The 25222-nt window shown below is 38.9% G+C and carries 22 protein-coding genes and 1 riboswitch; of the genes, 21 read left to right on the top strand and 1 reads right to left on the bottom strand.

The features are described 5' to 3' along the window. The first annotated feature begins 20 nt into the window (after positions 1–20). The 7 genes from glpX to dhaK all read left to right on the top strand — a co-directional run bounded on the left by glpX (position 21) and on the right by dhaK (position 8684). Positions 21–980 (top strand): class II fructose-bisphosphatase, encoded by a 960-nt coding sequence (gene glpX, locus BMX63_RS02165; protein WP_093131490.1) that lies wholly within the window; start codon positions 21–23, stop codon positions 978–980. Between the two features lie 12 nt (positions 981–992). Further along, positions 993–1637 carry a fructose-6-phosphate aldolase gene (gene fsa, locus BMX63_RS02160; protein WP_093131488.1) on the top strand — a complete coding sequence of 215 codons (645 nt, stop codon included), beginning with the start codon at positions 993–995 and terminating at the stop codon, positions 1635–1637. Positions 1638–1755: 118 nt separating this feature from the next. Next, positions 1756–3774 (top strand): transketolase, encoded by a 2019-nt coding sequence (gene tkt, locus BMX63_RS02155; protein ID WP_093131486.1) that lies wholly within the window; start codon positions 1756–1758, stop codon positions 3772–3774. 308 nt (positions 3775–4082) lie between these two features. Further along, positions 4083–5045, top strand: a complete 963-nt coding sequence (locus BMX63_RS02150; RefSeq protein ID WP_177167134.1) for a 3-hydroxyacyl-CoA dehydrogenase family protein — start codon at positions 4083–4085, stop codon at positions 5043–5045. Positions 5046–5263: 218 nt separating this feature from the next. Then, complete coding sequence (locus BMX63_RS02145; protein ID WP_093131484.1) at positions 5264–6634, top strand: GntP family permease; 1371 nt, start codon at positions 5264–5266, stop codon at positions 6632–6634. Between the two features lie 113 nt (positions 6635–6747). Further along, positions 6748–7566, top strand: coding sequence for a sugar phosphate isomerase/epimerase family protein (locus tag BMX63_RS02140; protein WP_093131482.1), 819 nt, complete (start codon positions 6748–6750; stop codon positions 7564–7566). A 116-nt stretch (positions 7567–7682) separates the two neighbouring features. Beyond that, positions 7683–8684, top strand: a complete 1002-nt coding sequence (gene dhaK, locus BMX63_RS02135; RefSeq protein ID WP_093131480.1) for a dihydroxyacetone kinase subunit DhaK — start codon at positions 7683–7685, stop codon at positions 8682–8684. A 313-nt stretch (positions 8685–8997) separates the two neighbouring features. Here dhaK and BMX63_RS02130 read toward each other — a convergent pair whose 3' ends face one another. Continuing rightward, positions 8998–9888, bottom strand: a complete 891-nt coding sequence (locus BMX63_RS02130; RefSeq protein WP_093131478.1) for a 2-hydroxy-3-oxopropionate reductase — start codon at positions 9886–9888, stop codon at positions 8998–9000. A 505-nt stretch (positions 9889–10393) separates the two neighbouring features. On the opposite strand from BMX63_RS02130, the gene BMX63_RS17850 reads away from it, so the two are divergent. The 14 genes from BMX63_RS17850 to BMX63_RS02065 all read left to right on the top strand — a co-directional run bounded on the left by BMX63_RS17850 (position 10394) and on the right by BMX63_RS02065 (position 24933). Continuing rightward, positions 10394–11383, top strand: a complete 990-nt coding sequence (locus tag BMX63_RS17850; protein WP_177167133.1) for a dihydroxyacetone kinase subunit DhaK — start codon at positions 10394–10396, stop codon at positions 11381–11383. Between the two features lie 44 nt (positions 11384–11427). Next, positions 11428–12096: a dihydroxyacetone kinase subunit DhaL gene (gene dhaL, locus BMX63_RS17845; protein ID WP_177167132.1), complete on the top strand. Its 669-nt coding sequence runs from the start codon at positions 11428–11430 to the stop codon at positions 12094–12096. Then, on the top strand, positions 12089–12844 hold the full coding sequence (locus BMX63_RS02120) for a triose-phosphate isomerase (RefSeq protein WP_093131476.1): 756 nt from the start codon (positions 12089–12091) through the stop codon (positions 12842–12844). Before dhaL ends, BMX63_RS02120 begins: the two co-directional genes overlap by 8 nt. Positions 12845–13170: 326 nt before the next feature. Further along, on the top strand, positions 13171–13857 hold the full coding sequence (locus BMX63_RS02115; protein WP_093131474.1) for a CoA transferase subunit A: 687 nt from the start codon (positions 13171–13173) through the stop codon (positions 13855–13857). Beyond that, positions 13844–14485: a 3-oxoacid CoA-transferase subunit B gene (locus BMX63_RS02110; RefSeq protein ID WP_093131472.1), complete on the top strand. Its 642-nt coding sequence runs from the start codon at positions 13844–13846 to the stop codon at positions 14483–14485. The genes BMX63_RS02115 and BMX63_RS02110 overlap by 14 nt, the downstream gene beginning before the upstream one ends. A gap of 23 nt (positions 14486–14508) precedes the next feature. Continuing rightward, on the top strand, positions 14509–15519 hold the full coding sequence (locus tag BMX63_RS02105; protein WP_093131470.1) for a TAXI family TRAP transporter solute-binding subunit: 1011 nt from the start codon (positions 14509–14511) through the stop codon (positions 15517–15519). Positions 15520–15553: 34 nt separating this feature from the next. Next, complete coding sequence (locus BMX63_RS02100) at positions 15554–17518, top strand: TRAP transporter permease (protein ID WP_093131468.1); 1965 nt, start codon at positions 15554–15556, stop codon at positions 17516–17518. Next, complete coding sequence (locus BMX63_RS02095; RefSeq protein ID WP_093131466.1) at positions 17518–18363, top strand: 3-hydroxyacyl-CoA dehydrogenase; 846 nt, start codon at positions 17518–17520, stop codon at positions 18361–18363. The genes BMX63_RS02100 and BMX63_RS02095 overlap by 1 nt, the downstream gene beginning before the upstream one ends. Positions 18364–18381: 18 nt before the next feature. Beyond that, positions 18382–19164, top strand: a complete 783-nt coding sequence (locus tag BMX63_RS02090; protein WP_093131464.1) for an enoyl-CoA hydratase/isomerase family protein — start codon at positions 18382–18384, stop codon at positions 19162–19164. Between the two features lie 18 nt (positions 19165–19182). Further along, on the top strand, positions 19183–20343 hold the full coding sequence (locus tag BMX63_RS02085) for an acyl-CoA dehydrogenase family protein (RefSeq protein WP_093131462.1): 1161 nt from the start codon (positions 19183–19185) through the stop codon (positions 20341–20343). A gap of 1 nt (position 20344) precedes the next feature. After that, complete coding sequence (locus tag BMX63_RS02080) at positions 20345–21538, top strand: thiolase family protein (protein ID WP_093131460.1); 1194 nt, start codon at positions 20345–20347, stop codon at positions 21536–21538. Between the two features lie 94 nt (positions 21539–21632). Further along, a complete protein-coding gene (locus BMX63_RS02075; protein ID WP_093131458.1) occupies positions 21633–22637 on the top strand; it encodes an NAD(P)-dependent oxidoreductase in 1005 nt (334 codons plus the stop codon). A gap of 98 nt (positions 22638–22735) precedes the next feature. Beyond that, entirely contained in the window at positions 22736–23800 is a 1065-nt protein-coding gene (locus BMX63_RS02070) for a tartrate dehydrogenase (RefSeq protein ID WP_093131642.1), read from the top strand. A gap of 377 nt (positions 23801–24177) precedes the next feature. Beyond that, positions 24178–24933 carry an IclR family transcriptional regulator gene (locus tag BMX63_RS02065; RefSeq protein ID WP_177167131.1) on the top strand — a complete coding sequence of 252 codons (756 nt, stop codon included), beginning with the start codon at positions 24178–24180 and terminating at the stop codon, positions 24931–24933. Positions 24934–25038: 105 nt separating this feature from the next. After that, a riboswitch (SAM riboswitch) is annotated at positions 25039–25144 on the top strand. The last annotated feature ends 78 nt before the right edge of the window (positions 25145–25222 follow it).

Genomic DNA, 25222 nt, shown 5'->3' with positions numbered 1-25222 from the left:
ACTTAAAAGGAGCGTGCCTGATGCAAAATTTGATATTAGATTTTCTAAGAGTAACAGAGTCAGCTGCAATAGCATCAATGCCATGGATTGGCAGTGGTAATAAAATAGCAGCTGATGGGGCTGCTACTGACGCTATGCGCGAAGCATTAAACAACATGAAGATGGAGGCTACTGTTGTCATTGGAGAAGGGGAGATTGATGAGGCACCGATGCTCTACATTGGAGAGAGGGTGGGAGCTGGTGGATCACATAAAGTCGATATCGCAGTAGATCCCATTGAGGGAACGACCCCTACAGTAAACGGCCAAAGTAATGCGATAGCCGTCATAGCAGCAGCTCCTAAAGGAACATTATTATATGCCCCAGATATGTACATGAAAAAACTAGCAGTAGGCCCAAGAGCGAAAGGGAAAATTGATTTAAACGAGCCAATAGAAGAGAACATAGCTGCAGTTGCCAAAGCTAACAAGAAAGCGATTTCAGAGTTAAATGTTCTTATACAAGATCGATCAAGACATCATGATATCATTGATAGAATCCGAAATACAGGTGCAAAGGTTCATTTGTTTCATGATGGGGATGTTATTTATAGCACATCTACATGTATTGAAACCCTGGATATTGATTTATTTCTTGGGATTGGCGGTGCACCTGAAGGAGTCTTAGGGGCCGTTGCGGTTCGCTGTTTGGGTGGAGAAATGCAAGCGAAACTAATGCCACAAAATGATAATGAGTTTATCAGATGTAAGGAAATGGGGATAAATAATCCTAACGCTATTTTACATCATAATCAATTAGTCAGTACAGATGATTGCTTATTTGTGGCAACAGGTATAACAAACAATCTGCTTGTGGATGGGATTAAAACGGATGATAACAACTACATCACTCATTCGGCATTAATAAATGGCAACGAAAAAAAGATAAGATACGTAAAATGCACATCTCCCCTGTCACAAACAGTTAAAACTTTAGAATAGGAGGTTTTATTTATGGATTTTTACTTAGATACAGCCAATGTTGAAGAGATTAAGAGAATTAATAGACTAGGTCTAGTGGATGGAATAACGACAAATCCTTCTATCATTGCTAAGGAAAATAAAGATTTTAAAGAAACCATAAAAGAGATTTGTAGCATTGTAGATGGCCCAGTAAGTGCTGAAGTGATTGGTCAAACAGTAGATGAAATGGTGGAGGAAGCAAGAGATATTGCAACGTGGGCACCCAATGTTGTTGTAAAGATACCCATGACAGAAGAAGGTTTGGAAGCCGTTAATATTTTATCTGGAGAAGGAATTAAGACTAATGTTACATTGGTTTTCTCTGTAGCTCAAGGATTGATGGCGGCAAAAGCTGGTGCAACCTATGTTAGCCCATTTGTTGGAAGGGTTGATGATATCGGGGAAGATGGAATTGAACTTATTCAAAATCTTAAAGTCGTTTTAAAAAACTATAACTATGATGCGAAAATTATTACAGCAAGTGTGAGAACGATTGGGCATCTCGAAAAGGCGGCAAGAGCCGGTGCAGATATTGCGACTATACCAGGATCACTATTACCAAAACTATGGAAACATCCATTAACAGACAATGGTATTGAAAAATTCTTGGCAGATTGGGAGAAAGTTCCAAAGTAAAGCTTCGCCAATCTATTAGTACTAAAGGAGATTTGGCAGAGCATTTGAATTCTCCCGGTCCCGGTAATTTCTATTAAAGGTAATTTCCTACATCATATAAGAGAGGGGATGAGGAGCAATGACCAGCACTACCACAACTGCATCTATTGAACAATTATCCATAAATACAATTCGTACCTTATCCATTGATGCCATTGAGAAGGCTAATTCAGGGCATCCAGGTTTACCCATGGGTGCAGCACCAATGGCTTATAAGCTATGGACAGATTTTATGAGTCATAATCCAAAGCATTCCAAATGGTTTAATCGTGACCGTTTTGTGCTGTCTGCGGGTCATGGATCAATGCTATTATACAGTTTACTTCATTTATCAGGCTATGATGTAACGATGGAGGATTTAAAAAACTTCCGTCAATGGGGTTCCAGAACACCGGGACATCCTGAAGTTCATCATACGGATGGTGTAGAAACGACAACAGGCCCCCTTGGTCAAGGGATCGCTACTGCGGTTGGAATGGCAATGGCAGAAGCTCATTTAGGGACAATCTATAATAAAGAAAAGTTTAACGTAGTAGATCATTACACATTTGCCCTGGTAGGTGATGGGGATTTGATGGAGGGGATTTCCCATGAAACCGCATCACTGGCAGGACATTTAGGTTTAGGGAAATTAGTGGTCCTTTATGATTCGAATGATATCTCGCTTGACGGAGATTTGAACAGATCATTCTCTGAAAACGTTGGGGACCGCTTTCGCTCCTATGGATGGCAGGTTTTACGTGTAGAAGATGGGAATCATTTAAGTGATATACAAGAAGCCCTTAAGCAAGCCAAACATAATACAGATCAACCTACATTCATTGAGGTGAAAACCGTTATTGGCTATGGTTCTCCTAATAAATCCGGATCCTCTGCTTCACACGGTGCGCCGCTTGGTGAAGATGAAGTGAAATTGACAAAAGAGAATTACGACTGGACACATGAAAACTTCTATGTACCTGAGGAAGTTTATAATGATTTTAATGAGAAGGTCGTGAGTAAGGGTGAACAGGAGGAGGCTGAATGGAATCAATTAGTTGAGGATTATAAAAAAGTCTATCCTGAAGAAGGTAAGCAATTACAAGCGGCCATAGACGATGTATTACCCGATAATTGGGATGAGAATCTACCTGTTTATGAACCAGGCAGTGACTCACTGGCCACACGTGCCTCTTCTGGAGAGGTAATCAATGCACTGACGAAGACGATACCAAATATTTTTGGTGGCAGTGCTGATCTGGCTGGATCAAATAAAACGACCATTAAAGGACAGAGTGATTTTTCAAAAGACAACTTTGCCGGTAAGAATATATGGTTTGGTGTACGGGAATTTGCCATGGCAGCAGCTTTAAATGGGATGGCTTTGCACGGAGGATTAAAGGTGTTTGGTGGAACGTTCTTTGTTTTTAGTGATTATTTACGTCCCGCAGTAAGACTTTCTGCACTCATGAAATTACCGGTTACGTATGTGTGGACGCATGACTCTATTGCTGTAGGGGAAGATGGCCCAACCCATGAACCTGTAGAACATCTGGCTTCGTATCGCGCAATGCCAGGTGTATCACTCATTCGCCCAGCTGATGGTAATGAAACGCAGGCAGCTTGGAAATTAGCGATGGAATCAAAGGATACACCAACAGCATTGGTTTTAACCAGACAAAAGCTTCCAACTCTGGAAAGCACTAAAGAAAATGCTTATGAAGGTGTCAAAAAAGGAGCCTATGTTGTTAGTGATGCAGAAAAGCAAGTACCAGATGCCCAAATTCTTGCCACAGGTTCTGAAGTGCAATTAGCAGTAAAGGCGCAACAGGAGTTAAAAGAGAACAATATCGATGTTCGTGTTATTAGTATGCCATCCTGGGATCGGTTTGAAAAACAAAGTAAGGAATATCAAGACTCTGTCATCCTACCAAATGTTAAAGCACGCCTAGCCATTGAAATGGCCTCTCCATTTGGATGGGATCGTTTTGTAGGAGATGGAGGGAAAGTTTTGGGAATAAATACCTTTGGTGCATCGGGAAATGGCGACACCTTGATCGAAAAATATGGATTTACCGTAGAAAATGTAATGGAACATGTTGAAAGTTTATTAAACTAACACAACATGCATAAAGGACACGAAACGAAGAGGTATTCGTCTGGTTTCGTGTCCTGTCCTGTTAAAATATACATGAGCTCTTTTTTGATATATCTAACAGTCATATTTTTAATTGTTATTGTTTGTTTTCGTTTAAAATATATTTGAATTTAAAACAGTTAAAAACAATGATTTATATTGACATTATGAAAATAAATGATAATATGAACCCATAAAGATAAAAGAAAACGATTACAAATCACAAAAGTTCATTCAATGAAGTGAGTATTCTATGGAGTATAAAAATTTAATTGAGAGGGGCTAAAATAATGTCTAATCAGGAAAAGCTATCTATCGCAGGTTCAGGAATCATGGGACACTCTATTGCTTTAACCGCTGCCTGGGCTGGAATTGACGTAAAAGTATGGGGGACAGACGAAACGGATATAGAGCGAGCTAAAGTTGGAGTGGAAGCGAAACTGGATGTCTTAGTAGATTATGACATCTTTGATGAGAATAAAAAAGCACAAATTAAAAAGGCAATCACCTATACTGACTCATTAGAAGATTGTGTTTCGGAAGCCACATTCGTAATTGAAGCCATTCCGGAAAATCTGGAATTAAAGCAAAACTTCTTTAAACAAATAGATGAAATTTGTGATGAAAGCACAATTCTTGCCAGTAATACATCTGGACTTAGTGCAACTGAAATTGCTAGACATACAAACAATCCCAGTCGTACTGTTGTAACACATTTTTGGCTTCCTGCTCACTTAATGCCGTTAGTAGAAGTTGTACGTGGTGATCATACATCGGATGAAACAATAGAGCGTGCATTTACATTGCTTGAATCTATGAATAAAAAACCAATTTTTGTTAAAAAGGATGTATTAGGTCAGGTTGGTAACCGCTTACAGTACGCTATTTTTAGAGAAGCTCAATATATCCTTGAAAATGAAATCGCCTCCATGGAAGATATTGATGCCGCTATTCGTTATAGTCTTGGCCGTCGTTTTGGTGTGACAGGGCCATTTATGACGATGGATATGGGAGGCTTAGACACAAATTCTTCCATTACATCATACCTTTTCCAGGACTTAAGTGATAAAAAGGATATTTTCCCAACGATGGACAAATTAGTTGAAAATGGTCATTACGGTCCGAAAACGGGTAAAGGATTTTATGGTTGGTCACCTGAGCAGACAGCTAAAATGGAGCATGAGCGTGAGAAAGAACTTATTCACTGGATAAAGAAAGACATGGAAGAAACAAAGGAAGTTACCTACAGATAATTAAGAGAAATTTTAAAAAGTATTTATGACTAATGAGTATTAAGGGGAGAAGCGGAATAGAGCTGGAGGAGAGTTCAATAATTCTATCAACAAAATCTTATAATCTATTCCTTTCCTCTTTTACGAATTAGTCTTTCAAAAAAGAAAAAACATAATTCTAATAACCAGAGTTTACTATAAGTTTTAAGAATATTATGTAAAAATGAAGGAGGAATAAGATGGATTCTGCAGTTTGGCTAATCATTGCCGCTGCACTAGCTGTTGGTTTGCTCTTACTCCTTGTTATGAGAACAAAACTGCAGGCTTTTGTAGCTCTTATTTTGGTAAGTATACTGCTTGGACTCGGCGTTGGAATGTCTCCACAAGAAATTATAGCTACTTTTGAAAAGGGTATGGGAGACACAGTTGCATTTATTGCTATTGTCATTGGTTTAGGTGCTATGTTTGGTGAAATGCTCAGGGTTTCAGGAGGTGCTGAACAGTTAGCTTTAACGATGCTTAACAAATTTGGTGAAAAGAAATCACCTTGGGCACTTGGTGTAGCTGGTTTGATTATTTCTGTTCCAGTATTTCTTGATGTAGCACTTGTTATTCTTGTTCCTATTTTATATACATTAGCTAATAAGTCAAAAAAATCGCTATTATTCTACGGAATTCCATTGTTAGCTGGACTTCTTGTTACGCATGGTATGGTTCCACCTACACCAGGGCCAATTGCGGCAGCGTCCGTTTTAGAAGCTGATATAGGTTGGGTTATCTTATTCGGATTAATAGCTGGTATACCAGCTATGATTTTGGCAGGTCCTCTTTTTGGTAAATTTATTTCGAAAAGAATTCATATAAATGTTCCCGAAATGATGGATGAACAAGCTGCGGCACTAGCTGAATTAGAACCATCAACGGAAAATCAAAAAGAGCTGCCGGGATTTGGAACCGTTTTATCCCTTATATTATTACCTTTAGTTTTGATCTTATTTAATACCGTTTCGCCATTTATATTTGATGAAGGTTCAACAATTAGAACGATATTAACCTTTATTGGGGATCCATACATAGCCTTAACCATTACCACATTGTTAACATTCTATATTTTGGGTACTAAGAGAGGCTATACGAGAGATGAAATTCAGCAAATAACAACAAAATCACTTGAACCTGCAGGAATCATTATTCTAATCACTGGTGCTGGTGGAATATTTGGAGAAGTACTTGTTGCTTCTGGTATAGGTGATGTGCTAGCAAATACAATGCAGCAAGTAGATCTTCCAATCGTTGTATTTGCCTTCCTAACAGCAGCACTACTAAGGATTTCTATTGGTTCAGTAACTGTGGCAATGGTTACCACTTCCAGTATCGTTGGCCCAATTGTAAGTACAATGTCCGTTAGTGAACCGTTCATGGGAGTACTAGTAATAGCGGTTGCTTCAGGTTCAACCATTGCTTCCCATGTTAATGATTCTGGATTCTGGATGGTTAACCGTTATTTTGGAATGAGTGTAGCAGATACGCTTAAATCGTGGACAGCGATGAGTACGATTGTTGCGTTAGTAGGCTTTTTAGTAAGTTTGATAATAAGTTTCTTTGTTTAACCTCTCTCTATTATGAAGTTATAGAGAATTCTTAAAGCGTACACCAATTGTAAAATATCTATCCTTTAGTAAAAGGGCAGATAATATATAAATAACATCAAGGAGGAATAAAAATGGCTATTGATTTTGGATGTCAAGGATCAACGTGGGTACTGGATTATGATGAAGAAGCAGATATAATGGAACAAGTTATGGATGATGTGAAAAATGGTGGGCTTACAGGATTAGACGTTCAGATATCGCTATTAGGAAAATATACAAATTCACCTGAACGATTGAAAGAAGAACTTGACAAAAGAGGCCTCAAGTTAGCAGCATTAACCATCCCACACGCTTTTGTAGGTGGAGAATCTTCTCAGAAAGAAAGAGAATTAGAAGACTACTATTTCGAGTACTTAAAACATTTTCCTGGAGCTATTATGAATGTGCCTTCAAGAGTGGGAAAAAACCGTGATAATCTTTTACAAAGACAAAAAGAAATCATAAAAGGAGCAAATGAACTAGGAAAACGTGCTATTGAAGAGCATGGTATTACAACATCACTTCATCCTATTTCATATAAGACATCATACTGGAGATTTAAAGAAGATTATGACGTACTTTTTGATGGATTAGACCCTAGATATATGGGTTATACTCCGGATGCTGGACACATTATTTTTGGTGGTATGGATCCTGTAGAAATTTTTAAAGAAGCTCAGCCGCTAATTAAGCATGTTCATTATAAGGATGCTACCAAAAATTGTGAATGGATGAAGATGGGGCAAGGTGATATCGATTTCATCCAATGTACTCAAGTTCTAAAAGACAGCAATTACGATGGATGGATTATTTTGGAAGAAGAAACTGGCTCTGAACAATCTGACACTAGTCAAGTAATCGTAGAACTTGGAGATTACGTAAAGAATAATCTCACTTCCATCGTAAAATAGTGACCATAGACGTGATAGGAAAATCTTTTTAAATATCAGGGTTTATATTTACGTTGGCTTTATTCTAAAGAATGCTTAAATTACAAGAAGCCTTTGGATAAGAAGGAGTGTGGAGAATGAAAAAGCTTGTTAATGATCCTGAAAATGTGGTTGAAGAAATGATTGACGGATATGCGAAAGCCCATTCGGACTACATTAAACGTTTGGAAGCAAATGATCGTGCATTAGTAACAGCTAGACCAAAGGATGAAGGTAAAGTTAGTATTTTAGTTGGTGGTGGCTCAGGGCATGAACCAGCATTCATGGGGTATGTTGGTGAAGGGATGGCAGATGGAGTGGCTATTGGTAATATTTTTTCATCTCCACCTCCAGCGCCCATTTTAGAGGTGACAAAAGCAGTTGATAACGGCTCTGGTGTTGTTTACCTTTATGGAAATTATGCAGGTGATGTCATGAACTTCAGTATGGCAGCGGAAATGGCTGAGATGGAGGATATTGATGTTGAAATGGTGGTTGCATCAGATGATGTTGCCTCAGCTCCAAAGGAAGAAAAAGAAAAACGCCGTGGGATTGCAGGTGAATTCTTTGTTTATAAAATGGCAGGTGCAGCTGCTGATTTTGGATATAACTTAAAGGAGGTTGCTGAAATAGCTAGAAAGACTAATGAATATACACGATCAATGGGGGTAGGATTAAGCCCATGTTCATTGCCGCAAACAGGGGAACCAAGTTTTGAACTTAACGATAACGAAATTGAATATGGTTTGGGACACCATGGGGAACCAGGGATTAAAAAAGCGCCATTAGAATCAGCGGATCGTATTGCGGATCAACTCCTGGATGAGATTTATAAAGATATGACTTTAAAAGAGGGAGAAGATGTAGCCGTACTCGTTAATGGTTTGGGATCTACGCCACGCATGGAGCTATATACGATGTTTAGAAGAGTTGAACAGTCTTTAAAAGAAAAAGGAATTAATATCTATCGTTCCTATGTTGGTGATTATATTACATCATTAGAAATGGGTGGCTGCTCCATTACACTCACTAAGTTAGATGATAAGATGAAAAAAATGGTCGATTATCCTGTTGATTGCCCAATGTTCGTACAAAAATAAGGAGAATCCAAATGAGTATTAGAGAAGGTTTTATTTGAACGCTTCAGTTGCTTAGGGAATCGAAGAATAGCTGCACAAAATCTGGTACCACTTTTTGTTTTTTCTAAAGGGTTTATAAACAGGTTGAATGATACAGGAATGCTATGATCCTATTAGCAACTCCGATAAAATAATATAGCCAACGAAAAAGACATTGCAATCATAGCAATGTCTTTTTCTATGGAATATTTTACTTGTAAAAATATTATGAAGTCTTGCGTACCTTTTCATATATCAGTGGGAGAGATTCCCACTGATATAAACCTTTTTACAATTAATGGCTTTCTGGTGTTTGGTGATTGGCCATTTTTTCAAAAAAGTTAATAATGTAAGAATGATCCATTTTGCCATTTCCATTTGCAATTTGAGAACTGAAAATTTCTTTTACTAAGTTCGTAACAGGAAGGGGTACACCTATTGCATTTGCTGATGATTGTATGTTCCCTAAATCTTTATAATTCGTTTCAATCCGTCCGCCTGGTTCAAAATTCCTTTCAATGATTAGAGGCATTTTAGCATCCATAACGGCACTACCTGCTAGTCCATCACGAATGGCCTCAAAAAGTTTATTTAAATCAATACCGGCTTTACTTGCATAAACACTAGCTTCTGATAATGCGGCAAGATTGGTACTTACAATAATTTGGTTAGCTAGTTTGGCTGCAGAACCAGTTCCGTTCGCTCCAATAAGTACAATGTTATCTCCCATAGCCTTAAATAACGGGAACACCCTATTGAAGGTTTCTTCTTCTCCACCAGCCATAATGGCTAGTCTACCTTCAATTGCCATTGGTTCACCTCCGCTTACAGGTGCGTCAATAAAGGAAATGTCATACTCTTTTAGTTTACTTGCGAATTCTTTTGAATCCTCAGGCGCTACAGAACTCATATCAATAATAGTGTTCCCAGGTTTACTATTTTTAGCAAGACCATCTTCTGAGAATAATACTTCAGATACATGTTTTGCAGCAGGTAGCATTGTAATAATGATATCACTATTTTCCGCTACTTCTTTATTTGAGCTACATGCATGTCCGCCTTCCGTAGCTAATTCGTTAACAGCATCTGTATTTAAATCAAAAAGATAGGTTTCAAAATTATTTTTTATAATATGACTAGCCATCGGTTTTCCCATAATACCTAACCCAACAAATCCTACTCTCATTTATGAATACCCCCAATGTTAAAGTTATTTTCAAATTAATTTTATAATAAAATAAAACGAATGTATATAAAAATATTAATTGTTTTCAAATAGTTTCATATACTTTCTTATAAAACGTAATTATATTTATATATCTCCTGTTGTTGACAGATAAAGATTAATGAAAATCAGTTGAAGCAAAGTAGGTAAACACTTTTCAGGATTGTGTACATCAAAATATGAACCTTATGGGTTATAGCCATCTTTTTATAGCAAGGTTGTACAAATAGCAAACATTAATTAGAATCCTACATAACATAGTTAAGGACTGATAAAAAAGTATCTATTAAACGGCAAATTGAGGTTTCTCAGGTTCATAATCCTTTTAAGAATAGTAATTTCTTGAAGTTAACTTAATATAGAAATAATTGACGCAAATCAAACTAAAAGTTATAATTATATAAAACGAAAGTAATTAAAAGAATTTAAAAACAAACACTATTTGAAAGGTGCTGGAGGGACTAAAATGAAAAAGGTAATAAATAACCCCGAAAACGTTGTAAAGGAAATGATAGAAGGATTTATATTTGCAAATAGTGACAAATTTAGAAAGCTTGAAAATGTAAACGGAATCATAAATAAAGAAGGAAAGGATAAAGTAGCTATCGTTACTGGGGGTGGTAGTGGGCATGAACCATTATTTCTCGGTTTTGTAGGAGAAGGTCTAGCAGATGGTGCTGCGATTGGAAACGTTTTTGCTGCACCCAGCCCAAATACGGTACAGGAAGTTTCAAAAGCAGTTGATACAGGAAAAGGTGTTCTATTTATCTATGGCAACTATTCAGGGGATGTTTTAAATTTCGATATGGCTGCAGAATTTTTGGAAATGGAGGATATTGAAACACGTACGGTAACCGTTGCAGATGATGTAGCATCAGCACCATATGACAGAAAAAAAGATCGCCGAGGGATTGCTGGTGATGTTTTTGTTTTAAAAGTAGCAGGTGCTGCAGCAGAAAAAGGGCTTTCATTAGATGAAGTGACAAAAGTTGCTCAAAAAGCAAGCGATCAATCATTCTCAATGGGTGTTGCCTTATCACCTGGGACGATTCCGGATTCGGGTGATCCAACATTTACCCTTGCAGATGATGAAATCGAATTAGGTATGGGCATTCATGGTGAACCAGGAATGGAGAGGTCAAAATTAGTTCCTGCTGATGAATTAACAGAAAAGCTCATGGATAAGTTGCTAGCCGAAAGTCATATTGAAAAAGGCGATGAAGTCAGTGTACTCATTAACGGTCTTGGTTCAACAACATTATTAGAATTATTCATTGTGAATCGTAAAGTAGCTCAAATTCTCAATGAAAAAGGCATAAACGTATATGACATGGATGCAAATAGCTATTGTACCACACAAGAGATGGGCGGTTTCTCTATCAGTCTATTGAAATTAGATGATGAATTAAAAGAATTATATGACGCACCAGCAAATTCTCCGTATTATCATAAGTAAGTTTATAAGTGATTTTTTATAAAGATGGGTTGGGAGGAATAGTAATGACTACTGAAGAGAGAACGAATACATTAGATGTTAAACAGGTAAAAGATATGTTTTTATATGTTGGTGAAAAAGTGATAGAAAATAAGCCTTATTTAACAAAGGTTGATAGCGCTATCGGTGATGGTGATCATGGAATTGGTATGTCTGTAGGATTTAAATCAGCTGAAGAAAATTTAAACAAAAAAGAATTCACAACAATAAATGATGTGTTTAAAACAATCGGAATGTCAATGGTACAGTCAATGGGTGGTGCATCTGGGGTAATATTTGGAACCATGTTTATGGGAGGAGTCAAAAATTTAGATCCTTGTGATGAGCTTGATACTTATACAGTTGCTGAGATTTTTGATAAATCTTTAGAGGCGATTAAAGTAAGAGGCAAAGCTAGTCTTGGAGATAAGACGCTAATCGATGCACTAGAACCTGCTGTCGAAGGATTGAAAGAAAGTGCTAATAAGTCTCAAAGTTTATTAGATGCTTTAAAAACTGCCGAAAAACACGCAGAATTGGGTGTGGAAAATACAAAGGAATATGTAGCCAAATTTGGAAGAGCTAAATCACTGGGAGAGCGCGCAATTGGCTATCAAGATGCTGGTGCCACATCGGTATTCATTATATTTAAGTCGATGAGAGAATGGCTGGAGGATGCACCCACAAATGAATAAACTATGGATCGGAACGAATTGGAAGATGACAAAGGGTATTGCTGATGGATTAACCTATACAAAAGAATTGAAAAGAATATCCGAAAAGCTCTCCACGAGTATTGAGTTATTTATCATACCTTCTTATACCGCTTTAGTTCCTATAAAAGAAGAAGTAAGGCATTCGAGGATTCACCTTGGTGCGCAAAATATGCATTGGGAAAATGAAGGAGCATTTACAGGAGAAATTTCACCTAAAATGCTAAAGGAAATTGGGATCGATATTGTAGAACTTGGTCATTCAGAACGCAGGCAATACTATAATGAGAATGATCGTGATATCAATAAAAAAGTCCATGCAGGGCTGCATTATGGTTTTACACCACTTGTTTGTATTGGTGAAAATATCGAACAGAAAAACAACAACATTTCAAAAGAAACTTTAGCCATGCAATTAAAAGTTTGCTTAAAAGACTTAACCAAAGAGCAGGCTGACAAAGTAATGGTAGCCTATGAGCCTGTTTGGGCTATAGGGGAAAAAGGAACCCCCGCTGATCCGGAATACGTTGCACACATTCACCGTTTCATACGCCAGACATTAGTTGAGATGTTTGGGGAGGCGGGATATAAGGTTATTCTACTTTTTGGAGGTAGTGTTAGTAAACATAATTTCTTAGATTATATTAACAGTCAAGATGTTAACGGATTATTTATAGGAAGGGCGGCCTGGAACACAAAAAGCTTTGAAGAAATCCTTACAAAACTTTGAGGTGCCTGTCACCACCCGAAAAATCTTGTTTCACAGATTGTTTCATAGCTAAAATTTTGGCCTATTTCCGTTTAATGGCGGGGATAGGCCAAAATATTTTGGTAGATTCGACAAAATTCGGGTGGTGACAGGCACCCCCCAAAACAGGCACCCAAAAAAATTATCTAAAAATTATATTGAATTCTAACATTTTTTTAATTATAATCTAAGGTAGACAAAAACAGAATAATAATTCCGTATTTTGGAACAAAAGAATTTAAAGGCTGGTGATATTCTGCAAGCCAGAGTCTTTTAAAATGGTAATCTTACTATGGGGAGGACAAAACATGAAGAAGTTGATCAAATCAAGTGATACTCTCGATTTCATTAAAGACGGAGACACATTACTTGTAGGAGGGTTTGGTCTATCAGGAACCCCTCTGACATTGCTTGATGAAATTGCTGATTCGAATAAAAAAGATCTAACGGTTGTAAGTAACAATCTGGGAGAAGCCGGCAGAGGGCTTGGAAAATTACTTTTAGCTGGAAATTTAAAAAAGGCTGTTGGATCATACTTCACCACAAATCGGGACGCAGTGGAAGCCTGGAATAGAGGAGAACTTGAAATTGAATTAGTTCCACAAGGCACACTGGCAGAAGCGATTCGGTGCGGTGGTGCTGGAATTGGCGGTTTTTATACTAAAACAGCAGTAGGAACCAAGATTGCTGACGGGAAAGAAGAAAAGGTTATTGATGGAGAAAGATATATCTTTGAAAAGGCTATCAAAGGCGATGTAGCTATTATCAAATCTTTGAAAGCGGATACATTAGGCAACCTCATCTATGACCATACAGGAAGGAATTTTAACCCACTTATGGCAACAGCGGCAAAAACGGTTATTGCTGAAGTAGACGAAATCGTTGAAGCCGGAGAAATTGATCCTCACCACGTTGTTACACCTCACTTATTTGTAGATTATTTGGTTGAAAGTAAATATGTCAAAAAGGGAGGTGTCTACGTTGAATCAGTCTGATCGCGTTAAGATTGCCAAAAGAGTTGTTGAAGAATTGCCAGAAGGTGCAGTAGTTAATCTTGGTGTAGGAATTCCCACTTTAATTCCAGATTATTTGGACGGCAAGAAAGTGTATCTGCAATCAGAAAATGGATTGCTGGGAATTGGGCCAACGCCAGATGAAGAACATGTGAATATGGATTTAATTAGCGCAAGTAAGAAACCGATTACAATGGATACGGGAGCTTCCTTATTTGATAGCGCGGACTCCTTTGTCGTCATTCGGGGCGGTCATGTGGACGCCGCAGTTTTAGGGGCACTTCAAGTCGACCGTTATGGGGAGATTGCAAATTGGGCTGTTCCTGGCAAAAAAATCTTAGGTGTTGGTGGTGCGATGGATCTTGTGGCAGGGGCTAAAAAGATTATCATAGCCTCAACTCATCAAGCAAAAAACAATCAGCCCAAATTAGTTGAAAAGCTGACATTCCCAAGCAGTGGAGTAAGGAAGGCTGAAATGTTAGTTACAGAGCACGCAGTATTTAAATTTACAGAAGATGGCCCGGTACTGATTGAAAAGTTGTCAGATATAAGTATGGCAGAACTTCGGGAAATTACCGGCACTGAATTCAAAGAAAAAATTAAGATTTAAACGATTTTTAGGAGGATTTTGGTATGAAAAAATTTGTTGGGTTACTTGTAGGCGCCATTTTTTTGGCAGGTATTTTAATAGGTTGTTCTTCGGAATCAGGCGAATCAGACACGGATAATTCCGGTCAAAGTGGTGTTGCCGAAAGCGGAGTGCCAAGTGAAATAACGTTTGGGTCGGCTACACAAGGCGGTTTCTGGTATACATTGTCAGGAGCCATGTCAGATAAAATGGGGGAGATATTCCCAGACTCATCCACAACAATCGTAGAAGGAGGATCCATTTCGAACTTGCTAGGTTTAGGACAAGGAAAATACCATATCGGATTTAGTAATGGTCAAACGGTACCAGAAGCCTTGAATGGGGAAAACGCTTTTGATGAGCCGATTAAAAATGTAAGTACGATTGCTACACTCTACCCGAATGTCTTTCATATAGCAGTTCGCGCCGACTCAGATATTTATTCCGTTGAAGATTTAAAAGGGAAAACCGTTAGTCCAGGTATTAAGGGATATAGTGGGGAACTCGCTTTTCAGGACGTCCTTGAATTAAACGACATGAGCTATGATGATCTTGAAGGAATTGAATATGTAGGAACTTCTGATGGTGCCGATTTACTTCGTGACGGACATATTGATGCTATTGCAGGAATGTTGTCAGCACCTGTAGCCGTTTATCAGGAATTGGATACAACTTTAGGAATTCGTATTATTCCGCTAAAACAAGAGACAGTTGATTCGCTCCACGAACAAAATGAAGGGTATCTCAAACATACCATTCCAGCCGGTACGTATCCAAATCAATCTGAGGATATCTTAACGACTGCAGGCTACACGGTATTATTAGCGAATAATGATTTGATGAGTAAAGATGCTGTATATAAATTAACCAAAATGATATTTGAACAAAAAGAGGATTGGGCAAATATCTCAAGTGTAATGAGCGACTTTAATGCAGAGTACTCAGTAAAAAATAGTGTAGGAGAATTTCATCCAGGTGCTGAAGAATATTACAAGGAAATAGGAGCATTGGAATAGCTTGTTCTATGCTCCTTTCTGGAGGAGGGATGATATGGCGGAAAACAGACACGTAGACTTGGAAAATATTCAAGAGAATCAGGCGGACGTAACAAATGAGAAATTACGTACACTGAAAGGCCTTGTAAGCACAGTTATATCCATAGTAGCCATTGCCATGTCTATTTTTCATTTGTATACAGGACTGTTTGGGGTGTTTGAGTCAATCCTTCAACGTTCCGCCCATTTGGGTTTTGCATTGGTTCTTGTATTTGCTATTTACAGGCCGACTAAAAAAGCAGCTAAGGAAAAAGTCAATAGGTTTGATTGGCTGCTAATGGTGGCATCCGTAATCTCTTATTCCTATTTTGTCTTTAATGCCCAGGAGATTCAATCTCGTATGAGCTATATTGAACAATTAACCACCTTTGAAATGGTACTTGGATTTATCGCGATGCTTACATTAATGGAAGCTACAAGAAGAGTAATAGGGAATACGCTGGTTGTGCTGATCATTATATTCCTTGCTTACGGTTTCTTTGGACATTTGATTACAGGAGAATTAGGTCACCGTGAATTTACAACGATGTGGATCATGGACCACTTATTCTACACAACAAATGGTGTGTTCGGAACGGCACTTGGTATATCGGCAACCTTTATCTTTCTATTTGTTTTGTTTGGAAAGTTTTTAGAGGTTTCAGGAGCTGGAAACTTCTTTATCAATCTATCTGTTTCCTCAATGGGACAATACCGGGGTGGTCCTGCTAAAACAGCTATTGTTGGAAGTTCTATTCTTGGTACGATTTCCGGAAGTGCGGTTGCTAATACGGCGACAACAGGAGCGTTTACAATTCCCTTAATGAAGAAAACCGGCTACAGAAACTATTTTGCAGCCGCTGTGGAAGCGGTTTCGTCTGCTGGTGGCCAAATCATGCCACCAATTATGGGGGCATCAGCCTTTATTATTGCGGCTTATTTAGGTGTTCCTTATATGGAATTAGCTGTAGCTGCCATTATTCCAGCCCTTCTTTATTACCTTTCACTATTTATGCAAGTAGACTTACGAGCTAAACGAAATAAAATGGTTGGACTAAAAAAAGAAGATTTACGAAGTACATGGGGGATTTTTAAGAAAGGTTTTCATTTCCTAATTCCTTTAGTTGTAATTGTGGTATTGCTTGTGGGTGGTAGTTCACCTATGAAGGCAGGACTTTATGCCATTATAAGCACCATTTTAGTGGCAGCTATTCAAGCAGCAACCAGACTTTCCTGGAAGCAAATTGTAACAGCATTGGATCTTGGGGCAAAGGCTTCACTGGAAACCGTTATTGCTTGTGCTGCTGCAGGTTTAATTATAGGCATGATCGGTTTAACGGGGATTGGACTGAAATTTAGTAGTCTCATTATTGAATTATCAGGAGGTATTTTACTGATAGCGCTCCTATTTACGATGATTGCAAGTATTATTCTCGGTATGGGGCTGCCAACTGTTGCGGCATATATCGTTCAAGTTCCTTTAACCATTCCAGCCTTAACTGAGCTGGGTGTAGCCCCAATTGCTGCTCACTTATTTGTCTTTTATTTTGCGTCCTTGTCAGCTATTACACCACCAGTAGCACTGGCAGCATTTACAGGAGCAGGTATTGCAGGTGCTGAACCGATGAAGACAGGAATGGCGGCTGTCCGGTTAGGAATCACAGCATATATTGTACCTTATCTATTTGTTTATGGTGATGAGCTGTTATTAATTGGATCATCTTCCCAAATTATCCTGTCAGTTATTACAGCCCTTATTGGAGTCGTAGGGATTGCTTGTGCTGCAGAAGGCTGGATGCTCAGACACGCTTTTTGGTATGAAAGACTAATCCTGTTTGCAGGGGCAATTGCAATGATTATCCCTGGAATATACTCGGATATAATTGGTGTCATCGTTTTGATAAGCGTCTATTTCCTTCAAAAGAAGGGTAGAAAGGATCTACGAATAGGTCATACAAATGGTGCAAAGGAGATGTCGTGATGAATCAGGCTACTGTTGTAGGTGCAGGAGTTATGGGCAAAGGCATTGCTTATGCATTTGCGATTTCAGGCTATCAAGTTTATGTGAATGATATTAAAGAGGAGGTGCTAAACAAGGCTAAAAATGATATCGAATCTCTTCTGGAAAACAGCTGTAATAAAGGGTTTATAACAGAAGAAGTGTATCAAAAGGCACTGGAAAATCTCTATTATGAAACAGATCTAATAAAGGCAGCAAAAGATTCGGATGTAATCGTGGAAGCTGTTCTTGAAAAAATAGATTTAAAGATTACGATTTTCCAACAGCTCGATGAAATATGTAAGCCAGAAGCGATTCTTGCGACAAATACATCAACCATGAGTCCAACTGAGATTGGTGCGCAAACAAGCCGTCCTCATAAAGTGGTTGCCATGCACTTCTTTAATCCTGTACACAAAATGAAGTTGATTGAAGTCATTCGCGGCTTGGATACATCGGATGAAACGGTGAATGAGGTAAAGGAAATTTCAGAGCAGCTGAATAAAGAAATGGTTGAAGTGAATGAATTTCCTGGATTTGTGACGTCTCGAATGAATTGTTTAATAGGCAATGAAGCGATGAATATGTTTATGGAAGGCGTTGCTAGTGCAGCAGATATTGATAAAGCGATGAAGCTGGGATTAAATCACCCAATGGGGCCCCTCGAACTGGCTGATTTAGTGGGTCTGGATTCCCGTCTTCGTAATATGGAATACCTACATCAAACGTTAGGTGAAAAATACCGTCCTTCACCTATTCTCTCAAAATACGTGAAGGCAGGTCGTCTCGGTAAAAAATCTGGAAAAGGGTTTTACAACTATTTTTAGAAAAGAAGGGTTGAGATCATGAATCCGTATCAAAATGTTGATGTCAAAAAAGAAGATGGTGTTTTCTGGTTAACGCTTAATCGCCCGGAAGTTCGCCATGCACTGGATTCAGCTATGCTTTCAGAAATCGATGCGGCAATAGGTCAGGCAGAAAACGATCAGAATATCAAAGTCATAATCATCCAAAGCGCAGGTGAAAAATCATTTGCTGCTGGTGCTGATATTAAACAATTATATGAGAAAGAACCTTTAGAAGCCATGATTCCAGGTATGCAAGGACTTTATTCTAAAATTGAAAATTCAACGAAAGCAACCATTGCTCTTGTTCAAGGTTATGCACTGGGAGGTGGATGTGAGCTGGCCATGGCATGTGATATTCGTATCGCAGGTCACAGGGCAAAGTTTGGCTTACCTGAGCTCAATTTAGGGATTATACCAGGAGCTGGTGGAACGCAGCGTATGGCACGGATAATCGGCAAAGGGCGTGCACTGGATATGATTTTAACGGGAAAAATGATTGATGGCAAAGAGGCAGAACGAATTGGATTAGCTAATTATTACGTACCTGAAGAAGACGACATAACAAAAAAAGCTGAAGAAATTGCAGGTGAGATCTTAAAGAAAGGACCAATTGCAATTCACTTAGCTAAAATGGCCGTTCACAAAGGGTTTGATATGGATGAGAGTACAGCCATGTGGTTGGAAAAATTATCTCAGGCCGTTGTGTTTGGAACAGAGGATAAACAGGAAGGTACGAAAGCATTTATAGAAAAGCGTAAGGCATCTTTCCGAAACAAATAAGAAAAGGGGACATCTACTATGGATTTTTCATTATCAGAAGAAATTGAGTTCTTACGGGAGAATGTACGGAAATTTGTTAAAGAAGAAGTTGAAGCGGTTGCAATGGAAATTGAAGAAAACAATGAAATTCCGGAAAAAATCATTGAACAGTCGAAGGAAATGGGGTTATTTAGTTTAAGTATTCCGGAAGAGTACGGTGGCTTAGGCTTAGATATGGTGGATAAATGCGCGATTTTCGAGGAGCTTGGTAAAACACACAATGGTTTTACCACATTAATCGGTGCCCATACAGGGATTGGGACGGTTGGTATTGTCGAGTTTGGAACGGATGAGCAGAAACAAAAATACTTACCGAAAATGGCAACAGGTGAATGGATTGGAGCTTTTGCCTTAACGGAGCCATCTGCAGGATCTAATGCAGCGAATTTAAAAACGACGGCCGTGAAAAAAGGGGATAAATATATTATAAACGGATCAAAGCACTATATTACCAACGCTGTCGATGCGGATGTCTTTACGGTAATGGCTATTACAGATCCCGAGAAGGGGGCAAAGGGAATTACCTCCTTTATTGTTGAGAAAGACTTTCCCGGGTTTTCTTTAGGTAAAGTAGAAGAAAAAATGGGTCTTCGAGGCTCCCATTCTGCTGAATTATTCTTTGATGATATGGAGGTTCCGGTTGAAAATGTACTTGGAGAAGAAGGGCAGGGTTATGTAAATGCATTAAAAGTACTTGCCAATGGCCGTGCTGGTCTTGCCGCCCGAAATCTTGGATCTTGTGAAAAATTACTGGAGCATTGCTTGAACTATGCAAAAGAACGAGAGCAGTTTGGGAAACCTATTTTGGACATTCAAACCATCCAAAACATGCTGGCTGATATTAGTTTGCAGATTGAAACGTTAAAATCGTTAACGTATCGCGTGGCATGGATGACCGATCAAAAGCAGCGTGTAGTAAAAGAAGCGGCAATCGCTAAATTATATGGGTCAGAAGTCTATAACAAAGTGGCTGACCTCGCTGTACAAATTCATGGAGGTATTGGATATATGAAGGATTATCCGATTGAACGCTATTACCGGGATGCTCGTATTACAAAAATCTATGAAGGTACATCTGAAATTCAACGAAATATCATAGCTGGAGAGCTCATTCGCGAACTAAAGAGGAAGGAAGGATAATATGGAATTAAAAGAATCATATATTATTGGCTCTGTTCGTACGGCGGTAGGAAAAATGGGGGGAGCATTACAGGATGTTACGGCTGATTATTTAGGAGAAAAAGTCATCCGAGAAGTTCTTAATAGATATGGAAATGAAGTTGAAGTAGATGAGGTCATTTTGGGTCAGGCGAAGCAAAGTCAGGATCAGGCTAACCTGGGAAGACTTTCAGCATTACGAGCTGGCCTACCTGTAAGTGTGTCTGGTTATACAGTACACCGGCAATGTGGCTCCGGATTACAAGCGATAAATAACGCTGATATGCAGCTTAAACTGGGATTGTCTGATGTCGTTGTTGCCGGTGGGGCGGAAAGCATGAGTACAGCTCCATTTTACCTGCGAAATGCCCGTTATGGTTATAAGGCTGGAAATGGTGTCTTAGTTGATCCGAATACAGAAAGTCAGCCATGTTCTCAACCGAGAGAAGAATATGGAGAGCTGACGATGGGGTTAACAGCAGAAAATTTAGCTGAAAAATACCAGATTTCTCGGGAGGAACAGGATGCATTTGCCCAGCGCAGCCAAGAGCTTGCAGATAAAGCCATCCAAGAAGGCCGATTTAAAGATGAAATTGTACCCTTTGAAGTCAAGATGAGGAAAAATACGTTTACGTTTGATACAGACGAACATCCAAGACTGACATCGTTAGAAAAATTAAGCAAACTGCCGGCCGTATTTAAAGAGGGTGGTACCGTTACACCTGGAAATGCTAGTGGACGGAATGATGGTGCTGCAGCTCTATTAATGATGAATAAGGAAAAAGCAGATGAATACGGAATCAAGCCACAAGCCAGAATCATTGCACAAGCGACTAGTGGTGTATCTCCTGACATTATGGGAATTGGTCCGGTGGAATCGACAGCTAAAGCATTAAAGCAAGCGGATTTGTCCATAGATGATATCGGAATCATTGAATTAAACGAGGCCTTTGCAGCCCAGTCTATTGCTGTTATTCGTGAAGCGAAGATGGATCTGAACCGGGTAAATGTAAATGGTGGAGCCATAGCACTTGGCCATCCAATAGGGGCCACTGGAGCGATTATTACGACAAAACTATTACACGAAATGGAAAAACGAGGAGAAAAATATGGCCTGGTTACCCTTTGTATTGGTGGAGGACAGGGCATCTCGACGATAATTGAATATCTACAATAATAGGAAGTGACTGGCATTCTTTAGTTGCCAGTCTTTTCACCCTTATAAAGGTAGATTCGCTTCTGGGAATATGATGGGAAGGGTGGTGTAGACGATGACACAAAAGCATATTTTACAGTTATTTCCGATGTATCATCAGGCGGGAGAGGAGATGTTAAATGCCCATGCAAGGGTTACCAAGTTTAATCAATTTGAAAAGCCTGCCATTATAGAGTTTCTTAATCATCATCAGGTCGATGGAATTATTCTCCGTGCACCTGCTAAAATTACCCCGGACATTTTAGATGCCTGTCATCAGGTAAGGGCCATTTCCGGAGCTGGTGTAGGGCTCGATAATATCGATGTGAACTATGCTACCAGAAAAGAAATAGCGGTTTTACATGCACCTAAAATCAATGCACGAGCTACAGCTGAACACGCTATTTGTCTGATTTTAGCTTCTATGAAAGACCTTGTCCGTTTTAATAGGGAAACAAAAAAGGGAAATTTTGATTATCGAAATGGGAGATACACCCGCGAACTCTACCAGAAAAATTTGGGGCTTATTGGTTTTGGCTCGATTGCACAAAGGGTAGCGAAAATAATGAGCTTCGGTTTTGAAATGAATGTTACGGCCTATGTACGAAATATAAATAGGGAAAAAAGAGAGATTGCGAGAAGCCTGGGAGTGACACTGACTACTTCTCTAGAGGATGTTTTTACAGAAAAGGATGTCATTAGTGTTCACATTCCGTTGACAGACGATACAAATCAGCTGATCAATGAGTTTTATTTAAATTTAATGAAGAAGGGGGCTGTCCTCATTAACACAGCCAGAGGAGAGGTCATTCACGAACAGGATTTAGTGAAGGCAGTAGAAAGTGGAAAACTGTCCCGGGCAGGAATTGATGTTTTTGCCAATGAGCCTCCTGAAAAGCATCATCCTTTTTATCCTTTAGATAATATAACTGTTACACCTCATATCGGAGGAATAAGTGTGGAAGCAGCCCGGGAAACATCTATTGTCATTGCTGAAAATCTACTTAAAGCGATTGATGGAGAGAGTGTCCCGACCATTGCCAATCAAGAAGTACTGCAAATGGTAGAAAGGAAGAGGTAAAGGGATTATTATACATACCAGGGTGGAGGAAATCATTGAACCGCCAATCCTTCTAATGAAAAGACGACCATCAAAAAATAGTGGAGGTTATGATTATGGTGAAGGAGAAAAGAATAGCTTTATTACCTGGAGATGGTATTGGTCCTGAGGTTGTAGCTGAAGGAGTTAAGGTTTTAAAAGCCATTGAACAAAAAGATAAAAATCTTTCTTTTACATTTGAACAGTTTCCTTGGGGGTGTGAATACTATTTACAAAATGGCAAGATGATGGATGATGATGGATTGTCGCAATTACAGCATTTTGATGCGATTTATTTAGGAGCCGTTGGATATCCGGGTGTTCCTGACCATGTATCATTACGTGATTTGTTGTTAAAAATTCGGAAGGGCTTTGATCAATATGTCAATTTACGTCCTGTAAAACTATTGAATGAACGACTATCTCCTTTAAAGGGGAAGGCTGCTAAAGACATTGATTTATTAGTCGTACGAGAAAATAGTGAGGGAGAGTATTCCGGAGAGGGAAATTGGCTTTATAAGGGTGAGCCTGAAGAAGTCGTACTGCAAACCGGTGTTTTTTCCAGAAAAGGAACAGAGAGGATTATTCGGTACGCGTTCGAAGAGGCCAGGCGTCAGGGTAAGTCTCTTACAAGTGTAAGCAAAGCGAATGCGCTCAATTATTCAATGGTTTTTTGGGACAGCGTCTTTGAAGAGGTGAAAAGGGACTATCCAGACGTTGAGACTGCCTCGTATTTAGTGGATGCAGCAAGTATGTTTTTGGTCATGAATCCTGAGCGTTTTGACATTGTAGTTACCTCTAATTTGTTTGGTGATATCTTGACAGATCTTGGTGCAGCTATTGCTGGTGGTTTAGGGCTTGCCACAGGAGCTAACGTTAATCCTGAGCGTACGTACCCATCCATGTTTGAACCCGTACATGGATCAGCACCTGATATTGCTGGAAAGGGGATAGCAAATCCTTTGGCCGCTATCTGGTCTGTTGCCCAAATGATGGACCATTTTGGTGAAGAGGAATGGGGAAGAAAAATCGTTTCTACGATTCAACAAATCATGGATGAAGATGAAAAATTAACTCCCGACTTTGGCGGAGAGGCAACAACAGCAGAGGTTGGAGATCGATTTATTAAGCTATTGACTAGCTAATACGGTTTGATTGTAGGACGAATAGACTGAGTAATCCTTACATTTGAGGAATAATAGGAAAACTGGATAATTCATGTTTCGTTTTTTAATGATTATCAGTATGAGTCGCCTTAATGTTTTACAATAATTTCTAAATATTGGTATAATGAACCTACTATTACAACTTCCCTGTATTTTGGTATTCTTGATAGTTTTACCCAAATAAGTACCTGTGATAACTTTTTGGGCTTCATCTTTATATCTTCCAGAAAACCATGTAGCGTATCGATGGAATGGGAAATTTCTGGCTGTTACTCTCTGTGCCTTTATCTATGTATATATTTTAAATTTTGGTTAGCCTATCAAATCTTTCAATAAATTAGGGTGAAATGTATACTATGAGTCGTAGTTTAATAAAAGCGATTAAGTTATTAGATTGTTTTAAAGACAAACTTGAAATGACGTTATATGAATTAGTCGAGGAATCAAATCTTCCCAAGACTACCGTGTTCAGACTGGTTAGTTCATTGGAAGAAGCAGGATTACTCGTGAAAGTTAAGCGGTCAAGTCATGACGTTAAGTATCGACTGGGCCTAAAATTACTGGAGTTAGGGAAGCGCGTCAGTGAACAGTTAGAATATCGTAAATTAGCTCTTCCTTATATGAGAGAATTAAATCAAAAGCTGAATGAGTTAGTACATATGGCAGTTGTGGAGGGAGATGAAGCCGTTTATGTAGAAAAACTGGATAGTACAAAACCTGTCCGGCTTGTCATACAAATCGGAGGACGATCTCCTTTATATGCCGGTTCAGCTCCTAAGCTATTACTTGCCCATATGAATGATGATGATCGTGATAACTATCTGCAGAACATCGAATTCGAAAAGATTACTGAAAATACTATAGAGAATGTAGAAGAGTTAAAGCGCGAACTGGCTGAAATTAAACGGAAGGGCTATTCCATCAGTCAAGCCGAGCACTACAGGGACACCATGGGATTCTCCTATCCAATAAAAGACTTTAACGGTGAAACCATCGCTGCCCTGGGCGTCAGCATCCCGATTACCGACTATTCAAAAGAACGAGAAGAAATGATTTTAAGAGAAACCGGAAAAACGGCAGAGAGGATTTCAAGAGAACTGGGGTATTGGTAGTGGTGGTGACAGGCACCAAAAAATCAGAAAAATTATAATATTAACACTTGACAGTTTTATTTGTGTTCGATATGATATTTACACTTTAAAAATTACATTATTTTTCTCTTATCAAGAGTCGGGGGAGGAAACTGGTCCTTTGATCCCGCAGCAACCGTTACTTTTGTAACAAGGTGCTAATTCCAGCAAGCATTCGCTTGAAAGATGAGATGATGTTGTCTTTTAACCTCTTCCTCATCGGCAGAGGTTTTTTTAATTTCCTAAAAGAAGGGGGCTTTGTTTCAAAGAC

The sequence above is a fragment of the Salinibacillus kushneri genome (assembly GCF_900111405.1).
Classification (GTDB): Bacteria; Bacillota; Bacilli; order Bacillales; family Alkalibacillaceae; genus Salinibacillus; species Salinibacillus kushneri.
Note: the sequence above shows the minus strand (reverse complement) of the source record. Positions and strands in the feature narration are given on the sequence as shown.